This window comes from Corynebacterium silvaticum, from assembly GCF_002162115.2.
GTDB lineage: Bacteria > Actinomycetota > Actinomycetes > Mycobacteriales > Mycobacteriaceae > Corynebacterium > Corynebacterium silvaticum.
The window spans coordinates 1,105,141-1,128,737 of record NZ_CP021417.2 but is presented as its reverse complement, the minus strand read 5'-3'; the positions used below and the strand labels follow the sequence as shown (position 1 = coordinate 1,128,737).

The 23,597-nt window shown below is 53.9% G+C and carries 19 protein-coding genes, 3 tRNA genes and 1 pseudogene; 5 read left to right on the top strand and 18 right to left on the bottom strand.

Translation table 11 applies throughout. From position 1 onward, the window contains the following. Positions 1 to 2: 2 nt before the first annotated feature. Positions 3 to 965: an ABC transporter permease gene (locus CBE74_RS17795; RefSeq protein WP_087453849.1), complete on the bottom strand. Its 963-nt coding sequence runs from the start codon at positions 963 to 965 to the stop codon at positions 3 to 5. A 64-nt stretch (positions 966 to 1,029) separates the two neighbouring features. Continuing rightward, positions 1,030 to 1,770 (bottom strand): PIG-L deacetylase family protein, encoded by a 741-nt coding sequence (locus CBE74_RS17790; RefSeq protein ID WP_087453848.1) that lies wholly within the window; start codon positions 1,768 to 1,770, stop codon positions 1,030 to 1,032. A gap of 294 nt (positions 1,771 to 2,064) precedes the next feature. Between CBE74_RS17790 and CBE74_RS17785 the strand changes: the two genes are divergently transcribed. Together CBE74_RS17785 and CBE74_RS17780 are read left to right on the top strand one after the other, a co-directional pair. Then, entirely contained in the window at positions 2,065 to 2,886 is an 822-nt protein-coding gene (locus CBE74_RS17785; RefSeq protein WP_225870128.1) for an MFS transporter, read from the top strand. Between the two features lie 29 nt (positions 2,887 to 2,915). Further along, complete coding sequence (locus CBE74_RS17780) at positions 2,916 to 3,389, top strand: hypothetical protein (RefSeq protein ID WP_225870127.1); 474 nt, start codon at positions 2,916 to 2,918, stop codon at positions 3,387 to 3,389. A gap of 430 nt (positions 3,390 to 3,819) precedes the next feature. On the opposite strand, the gene CBE74_RS17775 is transcribed toward CBE74_RS17780, so the two are convergent. From CBE74_RS17775 to gltX, 6 genes are all read right to left on the bottom strand, one after another. Further along, positions 3,820 to 3,895, bottom strand: a tRNA-Glu gene (locus tag CBE74_RS17775). 709 nt (positions 3,896 to 4,604) lie between these two features. Next, a complete protein-coding gene (locus CBE74_RS17770; protein WP_087453847.1) occupies positions 4,605 to 6,014 on the bottom strand; it encodes a cutinase family protein in 1,410 nt (469 codons plus the stop codon). A 254-nt stretch (positions 6,015 to 6,268) separates the two neighbouring features. Further along, a tRNA-Glu gene (locus CBE74_RS17765) sits at positions 6,269 to 6,341 on the bottom strand. A gap of 33 nt (positions 6,342 to 6,374) precedes the next feature. Further along, positions 6,375 to 6,446, bottom strand: a tRNA-Gln gene (locus tag CBE74_RS17760). 102 nt (positions 6,447 to 6,548) lie between these two features. Then, positions 6,549 to 7,682 carry a CE1 family esterase gene (locus CBE74_RS17755; protein ID WP_087453846.1) on the bottom strand — a complete coding sequence of 378 codons (1,134 nt, stop codon included), beginning with the start codon at positions 7,680 to 7,682 and terminating at the stop codon, positions 6,549 to 6,551. A 269-nt stretch (positions 7,683 to 7,951) separates the two neighbouring features. After that, positions 7,952 to 9,439, bottom strand: a complete 1,488-nt coding sequence (gene gltX / locus CBE74_RS17750; RefSeq protein ID WP_087454872.1) for a glutamate--tRNA ligase — start codon at positions 9,437 to 9,439, stop codon at positions 7,952 to 7,954. A 29-nt stretch (positions 9,440 to 9,468) separates the two neighbouring features. Here gltX and CBE74_RS17745 point away from each other — a divergent pair, with 29 nt between their 5' ends. Further along, positions 9,469 to 10,587 carry an isochorismate synthase gene (locus tag CBE74_RS17745; RefSeq protein ID WP_087453845.1) on the top strand — a complete coding sequence of 373 codons (1,119 nt, stop codon included), beginning with the start codon at positions 9,469 to 9,471 and terminating at the stop codon, positions 10,585 to 10,587. 15 nt (positions 10,588 to 10,602) lie between these two features. Here the strand turns inward: CBE74_RS17745 and CBE74_RS17740 are convergent, their stop codons facing one another. The 10 genes and pseudogenes from CBE74_RS17740 to CBE74_RS17695 all read right to left on the bottom strand — a co-directional run bounded on the left by CBE74_RS17740 (position 10,603) and on the right by CBE74_RS17695 (position 22,736). After that, positions 10,603 to 11,262 carry a class I SAM-dependent methyltransferase gene (locus CBE74_RS17740; RefSeq protein WP_087453844.1) on the bottom strand — a complete coding sequence of 220 codons (660 nt, stop codon included), beginning with the start codon at positions 11,260 to 11,262 and terminating at the stop codon, positions 10,603 to 10,605. A gap of 61 nt (positions 11,263 to 11,323) precedes the next feature. After that, complete coding sequence (locus tag CBE74_RS17735) at positions 11,324 to 12,121, bottom strand: fumarylacetoacetate hydrolase family protein (RefSeq protein WP_087453843.1); 798 nt, start codon at positions 12,119 to 12,121, stop codon at positions 11,324 to 11,326. Between the two features lie 108 nt (positions 12,122 to 12,229). Further along, positions 12,230 to 12,568, bottom strand: a complete 339-nt coding sequence (locus CBE74_RS17730) for a hypothetical protein (protein WP_087453842.1) — start codon at positions 12,566 to 12,568, stop codon at positions 12,230 to 12,232. A gap of 62 nt (positions 12,569 to 12,630) precedes the next feature. Beyond that, positions 12,631 to 13,242: a 3'-5' exonuclease gene (locus tag CBE74_RS17725; protein WP_225870126.1), complete on the bottom strand. Its 612-nt coding sequence runs from the start codon at positions 13,240 to 13,242 to the stop codon at positions 12,631 to 12,633. Beyond that, positions 13,242 to 15,106: pseudogene (locus tag CBE74_RS17720) on the bottom strand (putative nucleotidyltransferase substrate binding domain-containing protein). The gene CBE74_RS17725 and the pseudogene CBE74_RS17720 overlap by 1 nt, the downstream one beginning before the upstream one ends. A gap of 120 nt (positions 15,107 to 15,226) precedes the next feature. Next, complete coding sequence (locus tag CBE74_RS17715; RefSeq protein ID WP_087453841.1) at positions 15,227 to 16,246, bottom strand: 3-isopropylmalate dehydrogenase; 1,020 nt, start codon at positions 16,244 to 16,246, stop codon at positions 15,227 to 15,229. Between the two features lie 222 nt (positions 16,247 to 16,468). Continuing rightward, positions 16,469 to 18,064, bottom strand: a complete 1,596-nt coding sequence (gene serA, locus CBE74_RS17710; protein ID WP_087454870.1) for a phosphoglycerate dehydrogenase — start codon at positions 18,062 to 18,064, stop codon at positions 16,469 to 16,471. A gap of 154 nt (positions 18,065 to 18,218) precedes the next feature. Beyond that, positions 18,219 to 19,691: a hypothetical protein gene (locus CBE74_RS17705; RefSeq protein WP_225870125.1), complete on the bottom strand. Its 1,473-nt coding sequence runs from the start codon at positions 19,689 to 19,691 to the stop codon at positions 18,219 to 18,221. 143 nt (positions 19,692 to 19,834) lie between these two features. Beyond that, the gene (locus CBE74_RS17700) at positions 19,835 to 21,649 is read right to left on the bottom strand and encodes a GmrSD restriction endonuclease domain-containing protein (protein ID WP_087454869.1); all 1,815 of its coding nucleotides are present in this window, start codon (positions 21,647 to 21,649) and stop codon (positions 19,835 to 19,837) included. A 121-nt stretch (positions 21,650 to 21,770) separates the two neighbouring features. Continuing rightward, positions 21,771 to 22,736, bottom strand: a complete 966-nt coding sequence (locus CBE74_RS17695) for a cation diffusion facilitator family transporter (RefSeq protein WP_087453839.1) — start codon at positions 22,734 to 22,736, stop codon at positions 21,771 to 21,773. A gap of 173 nt (positions 22,737 to 22,909) precedes the next feature. Between CBE74_RS17695 and CBE74_RS17690 the strand changes: the two genes are divergently transcribed. Next, positions 22,910 to 23,221, top strand: a complete 312-nt coding sequence (locus tag CBE74_RS17690; protein ID WP_225870124.1) for a hypothetical protein — start codon at positions 22,910 to 22,912, stop codon at positions 23,219 to 23,221. Beyond that, a complete protein-coding gene (locus CBE74_RS17685; RefSeq protein WP_225870123.1) occupies positions 23,181 to 23,495 on the top strand; it encodes a hypothetical protein in 315 nt (104 codons plus the stop codon). The genes CBE74_RS17690 and CBE74_RS17685 overlap by 41 nt, the downstream gene beginning before the upstream one ends. Positions 23,496 to 23,597: the final 102 nt, after the last annotated feature.

Genomic DNA, 23,597 nt, shown 5'->3' with positions numbered 1-23,597 from the left:
GGTTATACCTCCGCCCCGATGTTGACTCGGTAGTACAAACGATCCGATAGGTAGCTGCTGGCCAACACCAAAAGCGAGATTGCAAGAAAACTCGACTGTATGAGCGGATAGTCCCGGTTGAACACTGCCTCAGTCATAACCTGGCCGAGACCGGGATAAGAGAAGACCGACTCCACAACAAGAGAGCCGGAAAAGAGATAGCCCACGTCGATCATGAAGATAGTAAATACCTGGGTTAAAACATTGCGCGTGATATACCACCGACGCACGCGGTCCTCGCTGATATTGCGTAACCGCGCAAGCTCAACATAGCTGTTGTTGATAACGCGCAATGTTCCCTGGCGCATTGCAATGAAGTACGTGGCAATCGTGCCAAACACCATCGCTAGGAGTGGGAGGGTTAGGTGGTGGGCAACATCCACGACCCATGCGATTCCCGAGTGTTTGTGCCACAGGTCTACTGCCCCTCCTAGCGGGAACAGGCGCCACTTAGCAGCAAACAGCGAAAGCAGCACAATACATACCCAGAAAATAGGAATCGAGCTCATCAAAGCTGCCCCGACAACATAGCGACGGTCTTTCCCCTCGCCTCTCTTGAGCGCGGAACGACGTTCCAGCCGCGCACCGATGAAGGTGGAGAGAAGCAAGTTTGCGCTGGCTAGAAGCAGTGTCCACGGTGCCGCACGTAACAGGATCGCGGTTATGGACTCTTTTTTGGCAAAAGACGTTCCCCAATTGAGCGTGAAAAAATCGCGGATGTAGAGGAAAAACTGTTGCCACAACGGTTTATCCAGCCCGTATGCCGATAGCAGGTTCATCCGGTCTGCTGCGGTTAATTCGCCCACGGCATCACCCGCGACGTGCTTGAGCGGAGAGCCGGGCATGAACCGGGGCAGGGCAAAATTCACGATGAGCAACGCGATAAACACGAGTGCGTAGAAGTATGCGCTTCGATTTCGATGCATCGACGGTGGCTTTTCAGGCTCGCGAATGGCGGTGTGGGCGCAGGGACTGGGCGATCTGCATGCGCTATAGGTGATCGACGTGGAACATGCCTACCTTGCGATATGCCTCGGCAAACGCAAAGTGACCATGACCCAAAGAACCGTTGTTCAAGTAAAGGGCACTATTGAACTCGCGCAGGGATTTCTTGCCCCGCTCAAGGTTATCCATCGTGGCCCAGCCAGGAACAATTTTTTCCATGGTTTCCGAACCGTGGTAGTGATCATAGTGCTGCGCAGAGAATTCCAGCTGCGATTCTAAAAGGTCGAGCGCTCCCTGTTTTTCCTCCCACACATCTGAAATGGACACGATGGTGCTGGGTGAATCAGGACTCATAAAATAGACCTCAGGCAGCGCCACGGGATCACCGAGTTCGATCCGCCATTGGCGAGCTGACAGCGCAATCGAGTCCAAAATCAAGTTCATTGCTTCACGACGATCCGGATCAAAATCCTCGACGGAGTGCTCGGGATCCTGCGTAATCAACACCTCAGGAGCCGCTGCTCGTATCGCCTTAACGATCTCAGCATTATGGGCCACGTCATTTTGTATTTCGCCCAGTACAAAGCCAAGATACTCAACCGAAATTTTAAGTTTTTCGCACGCCGCGGTGACCCCTGGGCGCATCTCCTCACCGCACAACATAATTGCGGCGCTCGACTGGCCGCCCCTATTCGCGTTTTTAAGAAGCGCACCTCCCACTTCCACAGCTTCCATTCCGTATACGCCTAGCAGCATGATCCGTTTGCCAGCTGGAGTGGTTGCCATGGTGAGGTCTCCTTGGTTATGGCCAAATATTGTCGAGCATTACGCGCCAATCATGAATCTAGATTCGTAATAACGTCTTAACGCTCTAATAAACAATTGAATGTTTACAAAGTATGGTGATTTTTCCTACTTTTTGCTGTTCTCTTGGCATGTTTGGGGTTCGCATCGGGGGTGTGTCATGACGGGTGTTTGCGCTACCCCCTGCAAATATCTAAAACTCTACGAACATCGACGCTTGCGGTAGATTAACGTTCATCGTTCAGTCCTCCTCATATCGTCGTTCACGCATATGCTATGACTAGTAAACGTGGTGATCTCTACTTAATGACTACTGAAGCCAGATCACAACATTCGGCGGGCAAGAACAAACTTCCGTCTGGCTTCGCCCGACTATGGGCGGGCGAGACTTTGTCTTCAACAGGAATGCAAATCACCGCCATTGCTGTACCAATCATGGTGATTGCTGCACTGGAAGCCAGTGCCTCCCAAGTGACGCTCATCAGCATGGCCGAGTCACTCGCGGTTATTTTGTTCGGTTTCCTCGGCGGGAGCGTTGCCGATTTGCCAAACCGCCGTCGCCTGCTAATAAGCCTCAATATAACTAGGGCTGCGGTGATCATGGTGATACCAGCCGCGTTCCTCGTAGGATACGAGTCACTGGAATTAGTCCTGCTAGTCGTGTTCTTCACTGCTGAACTGGGAGTCCTTTTCGATAGCACCATGTCTGGCTATATCCGCGACTTGGTTCCCACACCGCTTCTAGTGCGGGCCAATGGGTACATGCAGGCGACACAATCCACCGGTGAAGTCGGTGGCCCTAGCCTTGCCGGCGCGCTCGTCTCAGTAGTGACAGCACCGCTCGCGATCACCGTTAACGCGTTCTCTTATCTCGCGTCAGCGCTTTGCATCGCATTCACCACCCCGACAAGCACCCACAGACCTAAACAACCCAAAAATCAGCGAACCAATGCCAGCACCTACTCTACATTCCGAGAAGCGGTAACCTCGGGAATCACCTTGGTATGGAAAACTCCGGTGGTCCGCGCTACCACCGTGAGTGCCACTCACTTCAACTTTTCACCAGTATGTTCTTCGCTCTTTACCTGTTCCACCTAGTTTCAACGCTACGGTTGTCTCCTTTCGTCTTGGGGATCGTCTTCACGGGTGGCGGTATCGGTGGCGTCATCGCAGGGTTATTTGTGTCTCGAATCAGCTCGCGTTTGTCGACCTATACCTTATTGATAGCAACCTTCGGGATCCCCGGGTTAGCAGCGGCTGTAGTGGCAAGAATCGGTGTGCAAAACTTCGGTTCTATTACGCTTTTGGTCATCGCATCGGCTGTGTGGTCATTCTGCGTTGTGGTGAATATGTCTCTGTGCGAGTCCATCAAGCAGGTCGCCGTTAAATCTGAACAGATAGGGCGAACAACTGCCGCAGTCCGAGCGATCAGCTGGGGAGTTGAGCTTCTCGGTGCAGCAACAGCGTGGCTGCTGACGTCACAGTTCGCAGCTAGCCCTACTACAGTCATGACCTGGGCTGTCCTCGGCTTATTATCTTCTGGAATCTGGGTACTCTACTCCCGTTCCCATATCAACCGATATGATGTCCGGGTGACTTAAAACATTTGTTGGTGAACTCGAATCACTAGTTGATGCGGTTTTCCATCGCGTCGTGTTTCTCAGTAGTGACCAACTAGCCTTTCTTATGCTCAAAGATGCAAGGGCTACCATTCATCATCGATGCCCAAGGTATCCATGCGTCCACGAAAAACTAGTGGAATACTCGCTGGCTAGAAAAACCTCATGGAGACTTTTTCTCGAAAATTATCTGAATATCTCGTTCAATAATTCCCCGACCGCTTTTACCAATAATCAGTTTTCCCTGCTACTGGCTTTGCGGTTCTCAGATCCCATAGCCTGCATAACCATAGACAAAGAGCACTAAAACCACAGAAAATACCGCCAATGTCTATGGTTATGCAGGCACGTGTACTCCATTGCGCCCCAGCACAACAAAAACCACCCAAAGCACTGAGCTTTGGGCGGTAAGTGGTACCCCGTACGGGATTTGAACCCGTGTTACCGGCGTGAGAGGCCGGCGTCCTAGGCCGCTAGACGAACGGGGCAAGTCGTTCATCGCAAGCTTTCGCTGCGGACTCATAAGATATTAAGTGCAACTGCCATGAACTAGCAAATCGGCACGTAGATGGCCAGAAATCACAATCCCCACCGCCTGGAAAGACGGTGGGGACCCTTCTTGAGTAGATTAATCGTTTCAGCCCTAGGGGCTCTTCCTTATCAATCTTGAGGAACGCTCGAATCTCATCGACATGTAATGCGAAAGTTTCGTAAGCCGGCATCTCGCCGCTTCGTCCGCGTAACCCTGAAGGGGAAGTATGTCGGGATTGGCTAATACCTCTTGAAACTAAGGGACGTTACCGCTCCAGTAGTTCTTAGTAGCTCCGGCTTCACGCATCCCTGGCGCTTAGAAGTCCGGATTAGGGCACTGCCGGCGTTGAAAGAGCTGCCGACGCGGTAACCGGAATGTTCTGCTGATTCACTTGCTGCCACGCAACCTCCTTTGCTGGCTCGACTAGCGTGAGCTGTCGACCATAAAGGCCAGTCCCTAAGGAGGCTTTAGATTCCTAGCAGCGTCTTTTTATTTCCTCTAGGATCTTCACCCTTAAAGTTGTGACCTAATCGGTCTGACACCTCACAGTCTAGGCGGGTCACACCTCATTGTGAAGCACTTTTGCTTAATTTCCTCAAATGCCCAGCTCAATAGGATTTTATAAGCACTGTCCTCGATCAACATTACGGGGACAGCGCCCTTTATCAGAGGTCAAAATACTCCCATATGTCACGCGTCATCTTGCTGCGCTCTCCAAAAATCTTTTTGGTCAGCCACCAGATTGGCGCTCCCACTTTCTGGAGAAGCCCCATGCGCGCAGTCTGAGGAATTTCCGGCAACGCTGGCCCGCCCAGATGCGCCGCTACCACTTTGGACATATCGGTTTGGATCCAGTCATCTACCCGCTGCCCCTGGATGGTGGTAGGTGTGCTGCTATCGCCGGTATAAGAGACGTGCCTGGAAGTCACACCAAGCGCCAGGGAGGTTTCTGCAAGCCCAATTTTGCTGTGCAGCGAGCTGACAATATTGATGAGGCGATCCATGGCCATGTTGCCAGTCAGATGTTCTTGGGTAATGCCGAAGATCTTCGTGCTATCCAGGTAACGCATCACACTTGAGGTTTCCTCGGCTACGATTTCCAAGGCATTGCGCTGGGCGTCGTTAAGCCACGTGTTGCGCGATGCCGCGTAGAAGCCGTCGCGGACTGGTTGTGGCTCCCCGTAATAGAATCCAGAGAGGATCTGGCCAAGGTAAGGCCCCACGGAGATGACAAAGCTACCGTCTTTGAACATCGAACCCAAAGAAACGCTAGGACGGTCGTAGTTAATCTCTTTGCCCTCTTTGGTAGCCCATTGAGCTACCGCAGCCAGTGCACCATTGGGGATCACGCTGCACACCGGGTCGCCCGAGCTGCACACGGAACGAACTTTTCCGGGCAGGTTACTAAAGGCACCAGCAGGGCGTGGGCTAGCGATACCCACCGAGCCAGGGTCTGGGAGACCATAGTTCGTGTCAACCATGATCGCCCCATTTTCCGTCACTCTGCCGGAGTAACCGGTGGTCATGGTAGCGCTATTAGCTGTTATGCGCGACCGACCGGGATCCGCTAGGAGGTATGAGGCGAGAAGTTTTTCCGCAGTCACGCCTTTAATCTCACCGCGAGAAATGCGCTCAGTGATCGCCCCGGCGATATCCGCGCCCTGGGAGTATCCGGCCAAGATAAAGGACGTTCCTGGGCAAGCGGCAGCGACTTCTTCAACGTGCTTATGCAATGTGTCCACGCCACCCCGGTAGGAGTCGCCGTAAGTTAAAAAGCGATCGAATCCGGTTTTGCTTCCGCCACCGACAACACCGATTGAGGAGTAATACGGGGTTTGCCACACGCGCACATCCGAATGCAGACGGGCAACGTGCTTGGCAAAGTTTGTTCCGCCGAAGCTGAGGATGTCTTGGGGGTCATCCAAGGGGCTTGAGTTTCCCGATCCCCCAGTTACCGCGATCTCTATCCTCGGACACTGCGCCGGTTGCGCCCCCGCTACCGGTATTCCCACAATAGTGCTGCCAGCGCATGCAACTGCCACCAGGCCAAGATAACGCTTTATCCCACCACCCATAAGCGACCTATTCCTCCCTGCATCTTCACATCAATCTCAAACCACTTGGAATGTGCCCACATAAAGTGAACGGATAGGAAAAAACTCCTTTACGTTAAGCAAATATATACCTTTAGCCTGGATTGTTTGAAGACTTACCCGAAAATTCCCCAAAAAAACGCCCGCAACCATGCAAAATCTGTCACGCCCCACCTAATAGGTGGCTAAAACATGAAAAAACCACCTAAAGCTCAATGCTTTGGGTGGTCATTTTGTACCCCGTACGGGATTTGAACCCGTGTTACCGGCGTGAGAGGCCGGCGTCCTAGGCCGCTAGACGAACGGGGCATAGAACTTTCTATCAGAAGCGATTTCTCGCTGCTGGCCTACCAGGACTCGAACCTAGAATGACGGTACCAGAAACCGTAGTGTTGCCAATTACACCATAGGCCATCGCTTAACAGCTCGGTTTGCTTCCCAACACCTTACTGTGCAACGGGAACTAATATAACCACAACCACTAGAAGTGCACAAATCTGGTGGTCATAGCCCTTTTTATAAATGCTGCCGGCTCAAAAAGTTCCATGCAGCGGTAGAAGCATTGGGGGCCTGGTTCCATACGTGGCCTTGACCCAGCACCCGCATGTGTTCGGTCTCGGCAGCGCATCCGTTAAATATTTCGATCTCCACATCCCCGACCTTGAGCTGCGTCGGCTTTTCCGGCAGGCAGCCATTGCGTTGCGAGACAGTGGCAAGGTAGTGCGGAACGGAGTGATACGGGACGCCATGGCGATGTCCACCTTCATAAGCCACCACATGGTCAACCGTGCCATGTATATCCAGCGTAGGCACCGGCTTCCCCTTACATCCTGCGGTAACCGGAAGATAGTACGCGGATGAGACGCTCACTATTCCGGCAAAGACATCAGGAGCATGGCACCCGAGGATCGCAGCCATTCCCCCGCCGTTAGACATACCCGCGGCATACACGCGGGTGCGGTCGATAAGATAATCGCGGTCGATGGCTTCAAGGATCTGTTTAACAAACGCTATGTCTTCCCCAGGAGCGGCAACGGAATAGGGAGCGCCTTCCCAAGAGTTTTCACTCCCAGCGGGGAACACTACTAACGCATCGTTTCCTGCGTCTCCTTCGGAGAATTTGGATTCACGAGCAAAGTGCTCAGGGTCTACCCGCCATCCCGCAAACGCAAACAAGACTGGAGAGGGTGCCGGCCGCTCCGGCCTGTAGTTTTTCCCCACGTGTAAGAGATACCTACGGCGAACGCCATTAGCGGCTGTGATCTCTATATTGCGCATCTGCCCCGGTAGAACGGACGGGTGCGGGTTATACGTGGAGTCAAAAGGATAAGGGCCGGAAAAGACAGGCACTGTTTCCGCCGCACCGCCGTAGGGTGCAGCAGCACTCTGAGCAGGAGCATCGTTAGCCTGTGGAATGGCGGGAGTTTGCCTCACCACACTTTTGCTCACCAACGTAGGGTTCGCTTCAACATCACTAATCAAAGACACCGGCACAGCAAGACAGCCGATAAGGGCGGCTGAGGCGACTGCTATCGTCACGCGACGATCCCGCGTCAGAGCCCTCCACGCGCGCCTTTGGGCCGTGGGCCGTGCATGGCGCGGCCTATAACCTTCGGTGTGCGAGGCTTTCTCGCCGAATCCAAATATCACAAAGATTTACTTTAACTGCTTTATCGGCATTTTCAACGGTACATTCATTTACGGCGCGTCTCATTCACCATAAATCGCAAGGCCAATCTTATAAGTCCACCCTGTTCCCTATAGACCATGGTTATGCATCAACTTTTATGAGGATGCAAAACCCCCGAACCAACAACTAAAACAGCAGCTTAACCTGCCTGCATAATTGTCGGTTCGGGGGTTTTCTCGTTCTAAGTTCCATCGAACCTACTGGGCACTACGCCCACCGAGCTACTGCCCTACTGGGCCGAGTAAGGCGTCACCTTCAGAACAGCACGCAAGCGGTTAAGCGTGGACTCACGTCCCAAAAGCTCCATCGACTCGAACAGTGGCGGCGAGATAGCCTGACCGGAGACTCCCACGCGCAATGCACCATAGGCAACGCGTGGTTTGAGCTCTAGATCCTCGATGAGAGCCTTCTGCAACGCGGCCTCGATACCAGGAGTGGTCCACTCGTCAAGGGCTTCCAGAGCCGCAATGCCAGCTTCCAGTGGCTGCACAGCGGTCTCTTTGAGATTCTTCTTTGCGGATTTCTCATCAAGTACGAGGTCTTCATCCGCGGTATCGAGGAATTTCAGAAGCGCATAGGCGTCGCCAAGCATCTTGATGCGGGTCTGCACCAAGTCGGCGGCGATAGCAAACTTCTCCTCTGGGTAACCGGCAGAGAAATCCGTGTACTCCGTGAGGTAGTCGCGCAGGCGCTGTTTGAAGTCTTCTGGGGCCAGCAGTCGGATGTGGTCGGCGTTAATGGCCTCAAGCTTCTTCTGATCAAAACGAGCTGGGTTAGCCAAAACGTTCTTCACATCAAAGTTGGCAACGAGCTCGTCTACAGAGAAAATGTCCTTCTCCGACGACAGCGACCAACCAAGCAGCGCGAGGTAGTTCATCATGCCTTCAGGGATGATGCCGGCATCTCGGTGGTTGAACAGGTTCGACTGCGGATCGCGCTTGGATAGCTTCTTGTTGCCCTCACCCATCACAAAGGGAAGATGTCCAAACTCAGGAGTCTTCTCCGCCACTCCGATTGCCTTCAGCGCCTCATACAGCGCCAACTGCCTAGGGGTTGAGGGAAGCAGATCCTCGCCGCGAAGAACGTGCGTGATGCCCATGAGGGCATCGTCAACCGGGTTGACCAGCGTGTAGAGCGGTGCCCCATTGGAGCGGGCCACTACGTAGTCGGGCTGGGTAGCGGCTTTAAACTCGATCTCGCCGCGCACCAGGTCATTCCACTTCCAGTCCTGATCTGGCATGCGCAAGCGCCAGACCGGCTGGCGGCCCTCGGCCTCAAAAGCGGCGATTTGTTCTTCGGTGAGGGTGCGGTCGTAGTTATCGTAGCCAAGCTTGGGGTCCTCACCCTTGGCGCGATGACGTTCTTCTACCTCCGCGGCTGTGGAATACGCGGGATACACAAAACCTGCGGCTTTAAGCTTTTCCAGCACCTCAGCATAAATATCCATGCGCTGGCTCTGGCGGTATGGCTCGTGTGGTCCACCGACCACTACGCCTTCATCCCAATCCATCCCAAGCCACGTCAGGGAGTCAATGATTGCTTGATAAGACTCTTCAGAATCACGGGCTGCATCTGTGTCTTCGATGCGGAATACAAGCTTGCCGCCGGTGTGACGGGCCTGTGCCCAGTTGAACAAGGCTGTGCGCACCATACCCACGTGTGGAGTTCCTGTGGGTGATGGGCAAAAACGTACGCGTACTTCAGACATGTCTTTCATCGTAGACCAGTGCACTAGACTGGTTTGTCATGTGTGCCCACCGCCCCTCAACTGCGCCCGACTTTTTGTTGTCACGTGCCCATGGTTCCATCCGAACCCAAGGTGCTCAGAAAACCTTCTCCGACCCCTGGGAAGCCATAGAAGCGCTACACAACGGCACCGCAGATCTTGTGGTGGGTGCCCTACCCTTTCGCCGCGATCACGCGTGCGCGCTGACTGTGCCGGAAACGGTTATCCGGGAAGAAGGGCCACTAGAGCCGCATGCGTATTATCGCCACGGTGAGGGCAGCGTTTTGCACGCCCATCTCGATGCTCTGGTACCCGAATTAGACGAGCACCGGGATCGCGTCATCGCAGCGATTGAGACGCTCAAAGCAAGCACGTTAGAAAAAGTCGTCTTGGCACGAGCAGTGGATATGCGTTTTGATCCCCCCGTGGATCCACGCCTGATAGCTGCACGTTTGATCGATCTCTCCCAGAATCGCGATGGATTCATCGCAGACCTCTCTCCTGCTGGCGAAGACTTTGTGGGCGCAATGCTTGTGGGGTCTTCCCCGGAAGTACTGATTAAAAAACAGGGGTCAACGATTTCCGCATACCCATTAGCCGGTTCGGCTCCCCGCAGCGCAGATAAGCTTCTCGACGCCCGCGCGGGGGAAGAACTACGCCGTTCCCCGAAAGATCTCGCCGAACATTCCTACGTTGTTGATCACCTGCGCACACTGCTCGCGCCTTTGTGTTCTTCCCTTGACATCCCCCAGTACCCAGAGCTCACGCGGACTAACGAGATGTGGCACCTAGCTACCCCCGTCGTGGGCACGCTCAAAGACCCTGCGATGACCGCACTAGAGCTCGCGTTGGTCGTGCATCCTACTCCTGCTATCTGCGGCACGCCGACAGACGCAGCCGAAGAAATTATCGGAATTGCTGAGGGCGACCGCCGCTTTTATTCCGGAGCCGTGGGATGGTCCGACGCAGCCGGCGACGGTGAATACATGGTCGCCATCCGGTGCGCGGAGGTCAACGGAAGCGGAACCGCCGCACGGGCGTGGGCCGGCGGCGGCATCATCGCAGATTCCGACGCAGATGCAGAGGTCGAAGAGACCTCCGCAAAGCTGCGCACCATCATGCGAGCACTCGGACTCTAGCTCTGATTAAGAGTCCTACTTAAGGCGTGCGACGAGCACGTTATCAAGGGTATGCCCATGACCAAGTCCGGTAGCCACATGACGCTCACGGGACTCGTTGATCACGATTGTCCACTGCGACGCTGGCAGCATTTCTGCGATGCGTGAGGGGAAGAGATAGTCCTTTAGCACGTCGGGGCTCTGGTGCCCCGTAGCGATCATCTCTTCAAGATCGTGGTGCACGAGAACAAGGTAGCCGCCTGGGGCCACCAAGCTGGTAATCGCTGCAAGCCCCTCATCCCCCTTCACAGGAATATAGAAGCCGGTAACTAAGCCGTAGCGCTCCTGCAACGCCTGTGCAGTGTCAGAAATATCGGGTAGCTTTGCCACCTCAAAATCCGCAGCGATCCCGCGTTCCGTTGCCGCAGCTACGGCACGAGAAATAGCAATCTCCGACGGGTCCACCCCCACGGCTTTCCAGCCATGCTCTGCCAACCACACAACATCCGCGCCCTCGCCACAGCCAACATCAAGGCTCTGAGAAGCTGCGGAGTTCAGATCCAGCTCCTGAATCACCGCCACTAATGAGCTATTAGGGTTACCCGACCACACCGGTCCTGCTGAATCTGTATAAATATCATCCTCTGGATGCTTAGGAGGGGCATCGTGATGTGAATGGTGGTGTTCAGTAGTCATATGCAAAAGCTACCGCACTGGCGAGTGCCGTGCAGTAGCTTTTTTACAACGAGGCTTCCTGTTATGCCCGCTCTACAGGGTTGCCAAGGCTTCCCAGTCCTGGGATTTCTACCTCGATAAAGTCGCCTGGGACCATCTCCGCAGTACCTGCTGGCGATCCGGTGCAGATCACATCACCTGGTAGAAGAGTGAAAGAAGCCGTGATGAACTCTATGATCTCACCCAGGTTCATAATCATCTGATCAGAGTTGGAATCCTGCTTAGTTTCCGTCACTCCATCATGTGTGAGGTGAGCTTTGATCGGAAGATTGGTGGTGTCAATAGAATCTAGGTCTGTTTCAATCCACGGCCCAAGCGGCGCAAAAGTGTCGATTCCTTTAGCGCGTGCCCACTGGTCGTCTGCAAATTGGAGATCGCGGGAAGAAACATCGTTAATGATGGTGAACCCAAGAACGACAGACTTCCAGTCTTCCTTCTTAACATTTTTGCAAGGCTTGCCGATCACCATAGCGAGCTCGCCCTCAAACTCCACCTTGGTGGCAAACTCCGGAATCTTAATGGGCACACCCGGACCAATGACGGCGGTCGGCGGCTTGAGGAACAGCGTAGGAGGAAGATGCTCTGCGCTCTTTTGGAAAACCTCTTTAACGTGATCCGCATAATTGCGACCAATAGCCACGATCTTGGACGGAAGCATAGGGGCCAACACCCGCACGTTTTCTAGTTTCCACTCCCGACCCTTCTTTTTCGGCTCGGTAAACGGAGTGCCTTCAATTTCTTTGCACACAGTTTCTGCACCGTCGCCCTCGACAACGCAGAAGCACATGCCATCTGGGGTAGCTATTCGTCCAAAACGCATAGCAAAGATAGTACTCACTTAGTCGATTTTCCCACCACCACGGTTTTTCTGGGGTAGCGCGTGAGGTGCTGACTCCCGACGAGCGTCATAAGCTGGCGGCACGCACTTTTACATACTGTCAACCAAATTTTTCGCCTCAAGCAGGCCTAAGCCTGGGTACCAGATCCGCACCTTTTTCACAGCCTTAACCGTCTGGCCAGTAGCTTTTAACGCCCGAAGCTCATCAAGTTGCGCCTCAGAAAACTCCCTCAGCTCCCCGCCCGTTGTCCGTTTCAGTTTTTTATCTGAAATAATTTTGAGGACGGACCCCGCAATAAACAGTATGACCCCAACCACACCTATCCACGTGATAAGAAGATTCTCACCATAGTAAAAATTATGTCCAATCATGAACAGCAGATAGACATAACACAAGACGAGGCACGCGCGATAAAGGTAGGTCTTCATGATTCCACTTTACGTGTCCCCGGTAGTTATACTCACAAAAATTTTATTATTTTATAGAGACGTTATCCGTTCAGCGCCAGATAAAGCTCCGCGCACGCTAACGCGTCTGTCAGCGCATTGTGGCTGCGGTAATGGGGTAATCCATATCTATTGCGTACTCGCGCAAGCCTTAAGTCTTCTCCCCGAGGATACGTGCCCATGCGTTCCATATGTCTACGCTCTAACTCCATGGTGTCCACGTATGGTACCCGCAGCGGCGCTCCGAAGTGCCGACGGCAAGCAGCATCCCCAAAGCGCACTTCTATGGGGGCAAAGTGGGCAAGGAGTACGCGCCCACGGAGGGCGTCGAGAAGCATACCCACCGCGCTCTGTTCGCTCACCCCTTCCTCCAACATCGCGTCCGTAATGTTGTGGAGAGCCGCGGACTTGCCCACAGAATCCCTGTCTAAATTTTCCGGCCTAATCAACACATGTCCAGCACCTGCGAGTTGTATTTTTCCATCATCGATGGGCACCCAACCGATGGAAAGGATTCGTCCCTCCGTAGGAAGGAGCGCAGTCGTTTCCATGTCTACTGCCAAGAGCCGGGTGTGATCGTTTTTCTCCGGAAGCTCCTGATAGACCTGCGCCAACGGCCCCTGGGCTTTGCGGATGGCGTTACTCCCCCACCACATCACATGCTCCGGGTGGGATATTTAGTGCTCAACGCCTGCTGCATCCCCTTGATGATGTGGAAGGCATCGCGCACATGCTCACGATCCATCTTTCCTAGCTGCTCCGGGTCCACGTGATAGCTTGGTGCATTGCCCACGCGGAGATCCGTTGCCTGATGATCAAACGTAATGGTGTTAAGCACGTCAAAAGCATCCAACAGGTCATGTGCGCCTTTTCAGACACAGCCCCAAGACCCGCCGCAGCATTCAGCCTCTGACGAGTGTCCAACGCATCTGTCCCACACGTCAACGCATACAAACGTGCCATCTGAACAATCGCGTGAATCCCTCCCTTTTTGATGTCCAGGGTATGGGCATAGTCACCGCCGCGTTCCACCACAAAGCCACGGAAAAAACCTAATGGCGGTTCTCGTCGTGAAGCAACCGTTGCAAGGTGGGCATGGAAACGCCTCACAGAACGCGCCTGATCCAGGGAGCTGGCCCGGACGTTGGAGTACAAGGACTCATCGCCATGCACGAGCCTCATGTCAAAGAAGGTCTGCGCAAACATGAGAGCCTCTGGCTCAGGTGCAGTAACGAGGTAAAGGTAGATATCCACTCGCTTTCGGTGAGTCGCCACTGTGGGTTAAATGCCATCATGTCTCCAGGGCAAAGCACCTGACCGGCGAGGGCTAGGCCTTGACACACCCGGTTAGCGAGCACCGTGAAATACTCACCGTGTTCTTCCGGATTGAACGCATTGGACAGAATAAGGGCGTTATCTTGATCTGAGGCAAAACCCAATTCTTTGCGGCCTTGGGAACCCACCACAACAAACGCATAAGGAACGGGAGGCGGCCCAAGTTCTTCTTCTGCAAGGCTCAGCAATCGACGCGCCACTGCATCCGCCGAGTGAGAGAGCAGAGCCGATACTTCCTCCGGGCGCGCTGAACGCTCCACAAAACGTGCTGCTACGTCCTTGCTACGAGCGAAGACCTCTGCGAGTTCTTCCGCAGAGCTGCGCCTGGAAATATCCGCGGTGATGTAAATGGGATCATTGCGCAACAGCCGCATGATGTCGGGAGAACTGACGATTCCCACAAGCGGCTTATGAGGCTGTGTTTGTATCACACACAGGGAGATGATGGATGCCGTGTTCCGCCATAATCATCATCGCCTCAAACGCTGGCGTTGTAGTGGCCGCCGTTATGGGGTTCAGGGTCATTATCCCCGACACCGGCATATTTACGTCCACATCATCCGCGACGACTTTACTGCGCAGGTCGCGGTCAGTCACGATTCCGCAGATGTCCTCATCAGTAGCAATAACCAGGGAAGACACATTTTTATCCCGCATCGCACGAGCCGCAGACTGAATAGATTCCGTCGGATGCAACGTGGCGGGCTGGGTGGTCATAAAATCCCCCAGCCGCGCCCGCAGCGATTGAGAGCCGTCATTGTTGCGCACCTGTTCAGCCGCTGCACGCATCCGAGTTGACTGGCTGGAAAAGAAACGCGTGAAACTAGCATCCTTCTCAGCGACAGCGAGGAAATCCGCACGAGTAATAGTGATCAGGAGGGAGTCTTCCACTGCGATCATCGAATAACGATTCCGGTTCTCTCCGAGAATCGTGGAGTAGCCAAAAGAGCGTCCGGCCTCTCTCCTATCCAGGAGCACTCCGTTTTCATCGGTTATGTCCACTGCACCGCTGCGGATCACCCAACACAAATCATTGGGTTCTCCGCAGCGTAAGATAACCGAGCCACGTTTGCAGTAGCGTATCTCGGCAGAGCGTGTAAGCAGCGCACGCGATTCCGCAGGAAGCTGGGCGTAAGGCGCATTTTCTGCAAGGAAATGTTGCACCTCGTCTAGTTCGACGGTCATGAAGCGAATCATATATCGTGAGTTAGCTCACGTCACGAAAATGAGTCCTTAATGAGTCTTTTTACACCCAGCCGTCTTCTTGTTCAGGGGCTTCCTTCCTAGTCACCCCCTGAGCCTCTTCTACCCGCGCAGCGCCGCCGCGATGCGATCACCCACTTCTGAGGTCACAATTTTTGTGCCAGCGCGCGCAGAAACGTCCACAGCAACTGCAGCATCGATCCGGCAGGCGTTTTCCTCGTCTCCCAGGTGGCGCAAGAGCATTCCCGCAGAAAGGATCGCTGCCGTAGGATCTGCAATACCTTGGCCGGTGATATCCGGGGCTGAGCCATGAACAGGCTCAAACATCGACGGATTAGCGCCGCTTGCATCAATGTTTGCGGAAGCCGCAAGACCAATTCCGCCGGTCACTGCGCCCGCGAGATCGGTGAGGATGTCTCCAAACAAGTTGTCCGTCACAATGACGTCATAACGCGATGGGTCGGTAACCATATAAATCGTGGCGGCATCAATGTGGTTGTAATCGACCTGTACCTCTGGGAATTCTCGAGAAACCTCATCTACCGTGCGCTGCCATAGATCACCTGCATGAACCAAGACGTTAGTCTTGTGCACCAATGTCAGGTGTTTCCTGCGCTCCTGAGCCCTCCGGAATGCATCACGGACCACTCTTTCTACGCCATAGCGGGTGTTCTGCGAGACCTCGGAAGCAACCTCATGGCTCGTTCCTTTTCGCAGCACTCCACCATTTCCGCAATACAGGCCTTCGGTCCCCTCTCTCACTACGACAAAATCAATGTCGCCGGGGTTAGCCAGCGGAGACGTAGACGTAGGGTATAGCTTTGAGGGGCGCACATGGACATGATGATCCAGCTCAAACCGCATGGCGAGCAAAAGACCGCGTTCCAAAATTCCTGGCGCAACTTCTCCCGGCGCGCCAATTGCGCCCAGCAGGATTGCGTCGTGTTCGCGTAGTTCATCGAGGTCTGCTTGGGTGAGGAGTTCTCCAGTGCGCAGGTATCGACGCGCCCCTAGGTCAAAATTGGTTACGTGGATGTCATCGCGCACCGCATGAAGAACTTTGAGTGCTTCTGCTGTAACTTCGGGACCGATTCCGTCGCCACCGATAACCGCTAATTTCATTTTGCGGAACCCCTTTTCTCACACTGTGAAATATTTCTGGCAGTGTATCAAACCTATTGATGATGCCGCTAACCTCCTACTAACCAAAGCGGCGTACCATCCCCCTGTTCTTGGGGTCCCGCGTCCAATAAAAGAGATACCCCGCTTATTGCGCTGTACAAAGGCAGTTTCAGGCAATAAGCGGGGATATGGTGAGGCTATAGCGGGGATCGCAGAATGCGATTAGGCGTCAAAATCTACGGCAAAGGATTCTGCCTCAATTGACTGCGCAATTGTGTCCACCAGCGACTCGGGGGCGGGCTTGTCTATGCGCAGCACAAGAGTTGAGCCCTTTCCTTCAGAGTTTTGAGACAATGCAGCGGCGTCGATATTAAAGCCCGCTGCACCGAAAGCGGTTCCGACCTTACCCAAAGCACCAGGGGTGTCGGTGTATTGGAAGAAGACGTTGAAGCCGTGCGCGCGCAGGTCCAGACCTCGCTTGTTGATTCGCACGATCTTCTCCACGTGCTCAAGACCTGTGAGAGCACCGATCACGGATACGGCTTCACCGTCTGCCCCAATAGCGCGGACCTCAAGAACAGAGCGATGTGTAAGGGATTCGCTTGCCGTGGTGACGTCGAGTTTTACGCCTCGCTCTTCAGCAATTCTCGGGGCGTTCACAAACGTGACAGGCTCTTCTACCACTGCGGAGAACAAACCGCGCAGGGCGGAGAGCCCCAGAGCGTCAATGTCTTCCGTGGAAAGCTCACCGCGAGCCTCAACTTCCAGGGCAACCGCAGCTTTATCTAGCAGTTTGCCGGCAACCAGCCCTAGTTTCCTAGCCAGGTCTAGCCATAGCGCGACTTCCTCGCCGACTCGGCCACCGGACACGTTCACTGCGTCCGGGACAAACTCGCCAGCCAGTGCTTTAAGCACGGATTCAGCCACGTCTGTTCCTGCGCGATCTTGGGCCTCCACGGTTGATGCGCCCAGATGCGGAGTGACCACAACCTGCGGCAGCGCAAATAACGGCGAGTCGGTGCATGGCTCGGTAGCAAACACGTCGAATCCTGCGCCACGGATGTGCCCGGAGATGATGGCGTCGGCAAGCGCCTGCTCATTGACCAGGCCGCCGCGCGCCGCATTAATGATGATTTGCCCCGGCTTGGCTTTAGCCAGCAGTTCCGCGTCAAACATCCCTTGGGTTTCTGCGGTCTTGGGGAGGTGGATGGTGACAAAATCTGAACGTCCCATCAGCTCTTCCATCTCAACCAATTCCACACCAAGCTGAGCAGCGCGGGCGGGGTTTGCATAAGGGTCATAGGCGATAACCGTGGTTTCAAAGGCTGCGAGTCGGTGAGCGAAAAGCTGACCGATGTGGCCGAATCCAACAATTCCTATGGTTTTTCCATAAATTTCCACGCCCGTAAACGAGGAACGCTTCCACTCTTGTCCGCGAAGCGACGCATCCGCAGCAGGTATCTGCCGGGCGGTAGAGAGTAGGAGGGAAATTGCGTGCTCGCACGCAGAGTGAATGTTTGAGGTGGGGGCATTAACAACCATGACTCCGCGTTCAGTAGCGGCGGCAATGTCTACGTTGTCTAGTCCTACACCCGCACGGCCGACGATCTTGAGTTTCGACGCCGCATCAAATACTTCTTTATCCACAGTGGTTGCAGAGCGCACTAGCAGGGCATCTGCATCGGTAACCGCTGCAAGGAGTTCTTCCCTCTTGGGTCCATCGACCCACCGGACTTCAACCGAGTTACCCAGAGCATCGACGGTGGACTGCGCAAGTTTATCTGCAATTAGAACGACAGGTCGGCCATTCTGGCTCACGGTATTCTCCTCGATCCGTAATGTCCGGATATTCTGACACGACCGCGCCACAATACCCGGGCCCACGCCGGTTCGCTGGCGTGTGACCTCCACAGTGTAGATGAGGAGCCCCATCGGAACCTACTGGTCGACAGTTTTCCGATATGACGCTCGCCTAGCGCGAAATTATTAGCCCAAGTCGGGGGGAATGTACAAGCTCGGTTATCTCAGGAAGTGCAGACTCCTCCCCGCATTCAGGATCCTTGAGCACCGCTCCGAGCCACCCTTGAGGAAGGCGATCCAAGCTCTGCCCGATCTCCCCCGCCCGTTCACCCGAGGCACAGCTCAACCAGGTCCCAGCCACCGGAGCAAGCGTTGGATAATGCAGCTCCGGAAGCGATGTTGGTGATTGGCTCATCACCACCAATGCCTTTTGTGGCAGGCCATGCTCGCGCACAAATCGATCGAGCCAAGCCGCAGCATCTGTAACCGAACCATCATGGCGTTCTGCTCTCACGGCCACACCCATTGAAGGAAACATAAGTATGTCCTTGAGCGCAGCAAGCCTTGCGACGCCACCAGTAACCGCCGGATCAATAACCAAAAATCCGCGTTTTCCTTGTTCTTCTAACCCCTGAGCCCATTCCTTGGCAGAACGAATGTCCTGGTTGTCAAAGGAACCATGTGTTTCTGAAAGATAAAAAGCTTGGGTATCGCTTGCATTATCTGAGCGTTTGTCCACAGCCCACGTCGCACTGATTGGTTGGTGAGAAAAAACAAGTCCACGGCCGTTGTGAGGCCATACTCGTGTCTTCTCCCCGAAACGAATAACCTTGGCCAAGTTTTCCGCCGTGCCAAACTGCGAGCCTAGAGCAATGAGTGCTTCATCAGAAAGGCCTGCGACCATCGACATCGTCTCTTCGCTATACCTAGGATCAGCTACGGGCATCACCCTAATCGTGGCGCCATAGGACCGTGCAGTAGCAACGGCAGCAATGCCAGATTCCGGACTAGCAATCACGATAGGTGCCGCCTCCGCGTCCCTTTTTGATTGCAGGGGAAACGCCATAATCTTCTCTTGACTCTGACCTGACGGAGGCTGCGGAGAGTCTTCCAAAGTCAAAAGCGCAATATCCGCGGGGTTGAGCGTTGCTACTTTTTCAAGTACTTCCCTCTCCGAAATTTTCCTCGGTGTAAACCTTAACGAGGTCAGGCGACCCAATGCATCAAAAGAACCATCGTCTTTGATTACCCGACGGCTCCCGTCCACAGAGCTCAACGGCACATCGCCTACAGCCAACACGTATCGGGCACCCAACCGGCCGATCTCCGCGATGACTTCCGCGCGCGATTGATCAGTCATGGTCAGCATTGGCGCATGGGCGACCACCGCGATTGAGGACGCACGCAGTTGAGACGCCATCACGGAATCGGAGACGACAACCGTATCGGAGGCGTCGAAAAGCAATCGCGAGGCCGCCGCACCCGAATCATAGGGAGTGCCGATCACCTGTGGTTCGGGCGTAAAACTCGATGCCACGTGACGGTTGAGATTGCGCACCCGAGCTTCTTCCAGCACCGAATTGACGAGCGCATTCTTGCTTTGTTCTGCCCGCCGCGTAGACGTTGAACACGAGACAAGAAGCATGGCCACAATAAGGACGAGACAGCCGCGCGCTGCCAGCCCTTTCTGCGAAAAACCACGCAATGGATTCTCATACGCCGTCAACGTAGGACCCGAATCTATAGCCCCGCCAGCTGTATCCCCGTATCTTGCCGATAAGGCACTTTTTACTGCGGGCGGAAGGCATCAGGACCTTCTTCGCCGCCACCCAAGTTCGCCTCATCAACATCCATCACCGCAGAGCCACCGATAGCCTCTTCGATCATAGCGATCAGGCGTTGGCGCCGGTCTCGGAAAAACTCGTTGGCATTCGCACTCAACACAAGATGTGGGTCCATCATGTGTGTGGCTAGCACCTCATCAAATTCCTGATCATCCATCAACGACTTGGATTGGATCCTCGCCAGATAACGAGCAGGAGAAGAACCTTCTATCATCACGTACGTGCGACGTCCCATCGGCGTGTAATTTAACACGCTGTCAGCCAGTACTCGATCTACGTCATTGTCATCGCACCATACCTCCGGGAAAACCGGACGGAAGTGCACTCCCAAGGTCGCCGCATTATGCCGATCAAAGGCTTGTCCGGTACGCCAATCCCGCGCGCCTCGTCCCATTAATAAGGCATAGATTCCTTTATAAAGACCAGACTCGGGGCCAGCGCTGAGCAATCTCGATTCCACAAACCGAGCATTACGGATAGATTTTGGAGTCTCTACCTCATTATCCTTGCCAGCCTCAGCCGCCCGGATCCAAGAGGTGACCTCGTCCACATCCGTTCCCATGCGGACAGTAAGCGCTGGCGAACCATACAGTTCCCCAAAGACCCCACACCAGAACCACCGGTTAAGACGGTTCCACGCTTCCTGTTTGGACAGCAAGCCAGGCTCCTCCGCAAGCAGCGCAATAATCACAGCAAGGGGAATCAACTGCGGGGTGTAAGGCACCTGCGAGGTGGACAAAATGCACCGCTCGCTCATGTAATGAGCCGACTCATGAAACGCCGCACGCATCTTTTTGGCTGCCGGAGCGTAGTCCGCCACGCTCAATTTCAGGATCGATTCCCTATGCCCGCTCGCCCTGCCGTTGCGTGCAGAGACATACAGCGCCACAGCAGTGAGAAACTCCGTCTTTCCTATCCCATCCAAAGCCGGGTACTTCCTGAGCACCTCGTCGGTTTTCTCCCAATCCCTTAGCAGGTCAAAATCTGGATCCTGCGCAGCAAACAATGAGGTAAGAAGCTCAAAGACATCCATCTGCATGCCAGAAGAATTCGCCTGAGCAAAGATAGAACCTATGCCACCCTGGGCGGTTGCCCGGTCAAGACGCACCATCGGAATCGAATAGCCAGCAAGAGGCTTGACCACCTTATTGTTAAAGCGGCGAACGTTATCGCGCGCCTGAGCATCCGCCCCAGCAGCCATGTCAAAGAGCATGTCTGTAGCCTCATCCGACAACAAAGCTGACACTGGAATACAGCCATGAGCCAGCGCCGCCTCACGTGAAGTGATGCCGCCTTCTGGAGTCTCCGCAAAATGGGAGCGAACCACACCCGACTCATCCACAGAAATTACGGCCTCATCCGGCATAACCTCCGAAGAAACAGCTTTTTCTACGTCCACATAAAAGCGACGACGAACATTCTTACTGCGGAAATCAACCGACTCCACGAGCCCCTCGCCGCGCAAGCACTGATACAGGGAGGTGAGGCGCTGTTGTCCGTCGAGAAGCAAAAGCCCCGGTGATACATGATGCTCCGGTGCCCCCTGAAGGGGCCGCGGCCTAAACCGCATGGGCTCGTTTCGGGTATCTAACGCCATCAGCGCGCCGACCGGATAGCCTCGCAATACGGTAACGAGTAACGAACGAATCCGATCCACGTCCCAGCAATACGAACGTTGAAAATCCGGTAGTTGCAGGTCACCGCGATCGATGCGGTTAAACAAGTCTGCAAGATCATAGCTTGGCGTAGAAAAACCCATGGGCATGATTCTAGTCATCACGGCTCGTAGGTGCAGACTCCGAAACATATGATGCGCAACGCTTCCTGTGCATCGTCACTTTAAGCCTCTACCCACGCCCTCGTTGTGCGGTTCATATCAATCAGAAACGACGGCAATAATCCTCGTGAGCATCGTGTCCCTGTTCTTCAATCTGAATCGTGGCGTGTGCGACTCCCACGCTCTTAAGGTAGTCCTGCGCCGCGTCGAGAGGGGCACAACCTTCGTCAATATGCTCATCGACAACAAGGTGGCACGTTGCCATCGCCTCATGCCCATCTATCGTCCATACATGAAGGTCATGTACCTCCACGACCCCGCGAATACCCAGCAGGCCTTTCTCAATGGAATCAAGATCATAGCCAGCAGGAGTTCGTTCCAGCAGTACACCAAGCGCGCTCCATGCCAAATCCAACGACCTTGGCAAAATGAGCGCCGCAATGGCGAGCGAAGCCACCGTATCCACCCACAGCCACGACGTGAGATAGATAATGGTTGCCGACACAATCACGGCAAGAGAACCCACCATATCTAGCACAATGTGCAGGTAGGCCCCCTTGACGTTGATGCTCTCATCTTTATGCCCGTGTAGAAGGACTGCTCCCACGATATTGGCCAGCAAACCAACCACTCCGATCGCCAGAGTAAGCGGCGCATCAATCTCAGTTTTCTGACCCAACCGCTGAATAGCCTCCACCACGATCCACACGGAGATCACGGAAACTGCTACAGCATTAAAAAACGCAGCTATAACCTCAACCCTTTTATTGCCAAAGGTGGCTTTTACGGAAGCAGGACGCCGAGCTACGAGCATGGCGGCAAGAGCAACTATCAAACCCGTGGAGTCAGAAAGCATATGCATTGCGTCGGAAAGCAAAGCCAAAGACCCAGTCCATAGACCACCCACTAGCTCCACCAAGAAAAACACACTAGTAACGGCAACAACGGCCAGAAGTGCCCTCATACTCGATGGGACATGTCCATGAGAATGCTCGTGATCATGATCGTGCACATGATGAGCTTTGCCCTGTGGGCTAACCGCGTGTGATGAGCCTTGTCCCGTATCCATGCAAGCGACATTACACTTAATTTCCATTAAATGGAATTATTGAAAATAGCAAAACGTCACCGAACATACAAAGCCCCTGAAACGAAAATCACGCGTCTGTCATTTTGCTCAATTGAGACTGTGATATACCTTAATTGTTGATATGTTCTCATATTTAATTTAAGGAAAAATAAATGCTGAGTATAAAACGTGTTCTAGCGCCGGTCCTCACTATTGCGCTACTCACGACAGCCTCTCCAGTAGCCCAGGCCCAACAGCAGGAAAATGCGACCACAACAATCAGTACGAGTACCACCTTAGAAGGAGGCAGGACCTTCACCCGCAGCATCACTGTCGCGGCCCCTCAAGAAACACCCCAAGTCGAAAGCAATAAAACAGTCACCGTTAATCCAGGCGACACCATTAACGTCAAGCTCGAACTAAAAGTATCCAATAACGGCAACAATGGCTTCACTGATTTTATGGAGCACCTCTCACCTAATTGATTCCTTTAATCCCAGCACAGGAAAGAAAACCGTTGTAACTAAAGATACAGGAGCTACAGAGCCCTCTGTAACAGCTTTAGATCAACTCCCCAACAGGACGTTTAATAAAAAAGACTCGCGCACGATCGAATCGATAGTTAATAAAGGTGGCTTTGGAGAACTCGGTTCTCAAATAACCTACGAATACTCCTATACAGCAGCCAATACCCCTGGCACCTTCGTCACAAGTTTTCAAATGAAAGACCCAAGCACAAAAGAGTTTATGGAAAAATAACTGCCTCTTACCGTCGTCGTTAAAGGTACTGACGGCGGAAGCACACTGGGCAAAGTCTTTACTTGGCTCGGCGGTATTGCGGGAATTCTCTCACTTATCGGT